This window comes from Actinophytocola sp., from assembly GCF_035712165.1.
Classification (GTDB): Bacteria; Actinomycetota; Actinomycetes; order Mycobacteriales; family Pseudonocardiaceae; genus DASYTH01.
The window spans coordinates 1-4,694 of the sequence record NZ_DASTBH010000188.1; the positions used below are offsets into that span (position 1 = coordinate 1).

Sequence of the window (4,694 nt, forward strand, 5' to 3'; positions counted from 1 at the left end):
GGGCGACACGTCGGTCCGGATCTCGTCGAACTGCCCGATGGCCAGCAGCGTGCTGTAGGTGACCTGCGGGCTGGTGCTGCGCCAGTTCCACCGGACCCAGCCGGGGATCCGCTGCTGCTGGGAGACCAGCACGCCGTTGGAGAGCACCTCGACGCCCTCGGGCACGGACACCGACACGTCGAAGGTCGCCTTGTCGGTCAGGGTGTTGTTGCTCGGATACCACCAGGCCGCGGTCTGCGGCGCGTTGGAGGCGAGCGCGCCGGTCGGTGTCCTGGTCCACAGGTTGAACCCGTAGAGCGTGTAGTTCGGGTTGGACGGCACGTCGCGGTACTGCACCACGATGGTCATGTCGCCGTTGCGGGCCACCGGCCGGGCCGGCGTGACCACCAGCTCACCGTTGCCGGTGGACTCGAACCGGGCGATCGCGTTGTTCACCCGCACCGACTCGACCCGCAGCAGGAAGTCCAGGTTGAACCGGGTCAGGTCCTGGGTCGCCTTGGCCAGAATCGTGGTCGTGCCCCACAGCAGGTCGGACGAGGGCTGGTAGCTGAGCCGGATGTCGTAGTGGGACACGTCGTAGCCGCCGTTGCCGTCCAGCGGGTAGTACGGGTCGTCCAGCCCCGGGGCGCCGTCCGCCGCGCTGGCGGTGGTCGCGAACAGCACGGTGGCCAGGACCGCCGCGCCGCCGGCTGTGGACAGTCTGGAGAAAATTCGCACGCTGATCCTCCCAGTATGTTTCTTGCGAACGAGATTTCGTGCGCGATCTTAGTGGTCGGGCTCAGCGCAGCGCGGCCTCGTTGATCGCTGCGCGCAATCTTGCGTGCAAGTCGCGTAGTCGGGACCGGTCGGCCCGCACCTCCACCACGCGCAGACCGGCGGCGGGCGCCAGCGCGGCGTGCAGCGCCTCGGGCGTCTCGGCCAGGGTGTGCGGAACGTGGTACCCGGCGCACAGCGCGGCGAGGTCGGCGCCGACCGGGGTGCCGAAGACCCGTTCGAAGCTCGCGCCGTGCTCGGCCGCGCCCTGCTCCAGCAGGGTGAAGATGCCGCCGCCGTCGTCGTTGTGCACCACGATGGTCAGGTTGGGCCGCCGCTCCCGGGGGCCGAGGGCCAGGGCGTTCAGGTCGTGCAGGAAGGTCAGGTCGCCGACCAGGGCGTAGCCGGTGCGGTCGGCGCCGAGGGCGACCCCGGCGGCCGTGGACAGGTTGCCGTCGATACCGGCCACCCCACGGTTGGCGTAGACGGCGACGTCGGCGCGCGGCTCGGCGACCAGGTCCACGTCCCGGATCGGGTTGGACGAACCGAGGAACAGCATCGCGCCGGCCGGCAGCGCCTCGACCAGATCCCGGGCCACCCGCAGCCCGGTCGGCCAGTCCTCGTCGGCGAGCAGCTTGTCCACCATGGCCGCGGCCCGGGAGTCGGCCTGCTGCCAGGCCGGCAGCCAGCCGGGCGCCCGTCCGTCCACATGGGACATGTCGTCCAGGTCCAGCCAGCCGCGCACATGCTCCGCGACGTACTGCGGGTCGGTCCACTGTGGATGGTCTCCGATGCCGTACACCGGCGCCCGGCCCATCAGGCCGCGCACCCCGCGGGACAGGGTGGGCCGGCCGACCACGAGCACCGCGTCCGGCCGCAGCCCGTCGGGCAGCTCACCGGCGGCCAGCAGCAGTGGCCCGCAGCGCAGCACCGCGGCGCCGCCGGCCAGCGCGGCCGCCTGCCGGCCCGGTTCGGCCACCACCGGCCAGCCGGCATACGCGGCCAGTTCGGCCGCGGCCCGGGCCCGGTCCGCCCGGCCACTGCCGATCACCATCAGAGTCCTTGCCGGCAAAGAGAAATCCACCCGGTTGCCGGCCACCGTGCGCGGCGCGGTGGAGGTGGTCCAGGGCCGGCCGTTCGGACGCCCGTCCAGCGACTCCGGCCAGCGCGGCTCGAAGGTGGGCACCAGCGGCTCGCGGAACGGGACGTTCACCTGCACCGGCCGGCCCTGCTCGGCCTGCGCGACGGCCCGGCAGACCAGCCCGCGCCAGACCGCGTTCTGCGCGCCGCGCCGCTCGGCCACCGGGAAGTCCACGGCGACCGCGGCCGGGCCGAACAACCCGCGCTGGTCGATCGTCTGGTTGGCCCCGCTGCCGTGCAGTTCGGCCGGGCGGTCGGCGGTGATCGCCAGCAGGCCGGCGCCGGAGTGGTACGCCTCGAGCACCGCCGGGTGCAGGTTGGCCGCGGCGGTGCCGGAGGTGCACACCACCGCCGCCGGCCGGCCGCTGCCCAGGGTGAGGCCGAGGGCGAGGAAGGCGGCGGTGCGCTCGTCGGTGCGCACGTGCAAGGCGATCCGGCCCTGCTCACCGGCCTGGTACAAGGCCATGGCCAGCGGCGCGTTGCGCGATCCGGGACAGAGCACGACATGACCGACCCGGTTGCGCACCAACTCGTCCACGATCACCGTGGCCTGGGCCGTCGACGGGTTCACGCGCACAGCTAAGCACGGGCAACCCATATGCTGCCGGCTGTGGCCCGACACTCCGTTTCCGAACTGTTCGACCCGGCCGCCTGGCGGGTGGTGGACGGCTTCGACTTCACCGACATCACCTACCACCGCGCGGTGGACGCCGGCACCGTCCGGATCGCGTTCGACCGGCCCGAGGTGCGCAACGCCTTCCGCCCGCACACCGTGGACGAGCTGTACCGGGCGCTGGACCACGCCCGGATGAGCCCGGACGTCGGCTGCGTGCTGATCACCGGCAACGGCCCGTCGCCCCGGGACGGGGGGTGGGCGTTCTGCTCCGGCGGTGATCAGCGCATCCGGGGGCGCACCGGTTACCAGTACGCCAGCGGGGACACCGCCGACACGGTGGACCCGGCGCGGGCCGGGCGGTTGCACATCCTGGAGTGCCAGCGCCTGATCCGGTTCATGCCGAAGGTGGTGATCGCGGTGGTGCCGGGCTGGGCGGCCGGCGGCGGGCACAGCCTGCACGTCACCTGCGACCTGACCCTGGCCAGCGCGGAACACGCCCGGTTCAAGCAGACCGACGCCGACGTGGGCAGCTTCGACGGCGGGTTCGGCTCGGCGTACCTGGCCCGGCAGGTCGGCCAGAAGTTCGCCCGGGAGATCTTCTTCCTTGGCCGGGACTACACCGCCGAGCAGATGCACCGGATGGGTGCGGTGAACGCCGTGGTGCCGCACGCGGAGCTGGAGTCGACCGCGCTGGAGTGGGCCGCCGAGATCAACGCCAAGTCGCCGACCGCGCAGCGGATGCTCAAGTACGCGTTCAACCTGATCGACGACGGGCTGGTCGGCCAGCAGGTGTTCGCCGGCGAGGCCACCCGGCTGGCCTACATGACCGACGAGGCGGTGGAGGGCCGGGACGCCTTCCTGGAGAAGCGCCCGCCGGACTGGTCCCGGTTCCCCTACTACTACTGATGATCCGCACGGTCGCGCTGGACGGGTCACCGGTCGGGGTGGCCCGGCTGCTGACGGCGCTGCGCGCGGCGCTGGACGGGACCGGGCCCGCGGTGCTGCCGCTGCCGGCCGGCGAGGCCGGCCCCGACCAGCCGGAGCTACCGGACACCGCGGCGGTCGTGCTCACCTCGGGCTCGACCGCCGGGGCCAAGGGCGTTGAGCTGTCCGGTGCGGCCCTGACCGCCTCGGCGACCGCGACGCACGCCCGGCTCGGCGGTCCGGGGCGCTGGCTGCTGGCCCTGCCGGCCCAGCACATCGCCGGGGTGCAGGTGCTGGTGCGCTCGATCCTGGCCGGGCACGAACCGGTGGTCATGGACATCTCGGCGGGGTTCCGGACCCAGGCCTTCGGTGTCGCCGCGCGCTCCGGCGCGGCCCGCTACACCGCCCTGGTGCCCACCCAGCTGGCCCGGCTGCTCGACTCCGCCGCCCGGCCGGCGCTGCGGGAGTTCGACGCCGTGCTGATCGGCGGCGCGGCCAGCGCGCCGGCGCTGCTGGACCGCGCGCGGTCCGAGGGGGTTCGGGTGGTCACCACCTACGGGATGACCGAGACGGCCGGTGGCTGCGTCTACGACGGGGTCCCGCTGGACGGGGTCGAGGTGCGGATCGGCGCGGGCGGGCGGCTCGAGCTGACCGGTCCGGTGCTCGCCAGCGGGTACCTGGGGCTGCCGGAGCAGACCGCGGCGGCCTTCGCCGGCGGGTGGTTTCGGACCAGCGACCTCGGGCGGCTGCGCGCGGACGGCACGCTCGAGGTGCTCGGCCGGGCCGACGATGTGATCAACACCGGTGGGGTCAAGGTGTCCGCCGCCGCCGTGGAGCGGGCGATCGCCGCCGTGGCCGGGGTGAGCGAGGTGTGCGTGGTCGGCCTGCCCGACCCGGAGTGGGGCCAGCGGGTCGCGGCGGCGGTGGTCGCGACGGTCCGGGACGAGACCGCGATACGGGACGCGGTTCGGGCGGCGCTCGGCGCTGCCGCCGTCCCCAGGACGATCCGCTTCGTCGACCGGCTCCCGCTGCGCGGGCCGGGGAAGGTGGATCGTGCCGCGGTGGCCGCTTCGTTCTGAAGCACCGTTATCCAGCAGGATGGGGGCATGGCGACGGTGACGCAATGGGTGCAGGGGGCACGGGTCCGGACGTTGCCGAACTCCGTGGCGCCTGTTCTGGTGGGAGCGGGCGCGGCGGCGGCGATCGACGCGTTCGTGTGGTGGCAGTCGCTGCTGGCGCTGGTCGTGGCACTGAGCCTGCA

3 protein-coding genes and 1 pseudogene are annotated in these 4,694 nt (G+C 73.5%); 2 read left to right on the forward strand and 2 right to left on the reverse strand.

Annotated features, from left to right (window positions below; translation table 11 throughout):
* Together VFO68_RS10420 and menD are read right to left on the reverse strand one after the other, a co-directional pair.
* Nucleotides 1–717: pseudogene (locus tag VFO68_RS10420) on the reverse strand (M1 family peptidase); the annotation flags it as partial.
* A gap of 61 nt (nucleotides 718–778) precedes the next feature.
* Entirely contained in the window at nucleotides 779–2,464 is a 1,686-nt protein-coding gene (gene menD, locus VFO68_RS10425; protein ID WP_325158005.1) for a 2-succinyl-5-enolpyruvyl-6-hydroxy-3-cyclohexene-1-carboxylic-acid synthase, read from the reverse strand.
* Between the two features lie 27 nt (nucleotides 2,465–2,491).
* On the opposite strand from menD, the gene VFO68_RS10430 reads away from it, so the two are divergent.
* Both VFO68_RS10430 and menE read left to right on the forward strand, forming a co-directional pair.
* Nucleotides 2,492–3,415, forward strand: a complete 924-nt coding sequence (locus VFO68_RS10430; protein ID WP_325158006.1) for a 1,4-dihydroxy-2-naphthoyl-CoA synthase — start codon at nucleotides 2,492–2,494, stop codon at nucleotides 3,413–3,415.
* Nucleotides 3,416–3,417: 2 nt separating this feature from the next.
* Nucleotides 3,418–4,512, forward strand: a complete 1,095-nt coding sequence (gene menE, locus VFO68_RS10435; RefSeq protein ID WP_414635483.1) for an o-succinylbenzoate--CoA ligase — start codon at nucleotides 3,418–3,420, stop codon at nucleotides 4,510–4,512.
* Nucleotides 4,513–4,694 lie beyond the last annotated feature (182 nt).

What these genes read in the sequence shown, in the direction of transcription:
- VFO68_RS10430 (WP_325158006.1), top strand. Translation starts at nt 2,492, where the DNA reads ATGCTGCCGGCTGTGGCCCGACACTCCGTTTCCGAACTGTTCGACCCG.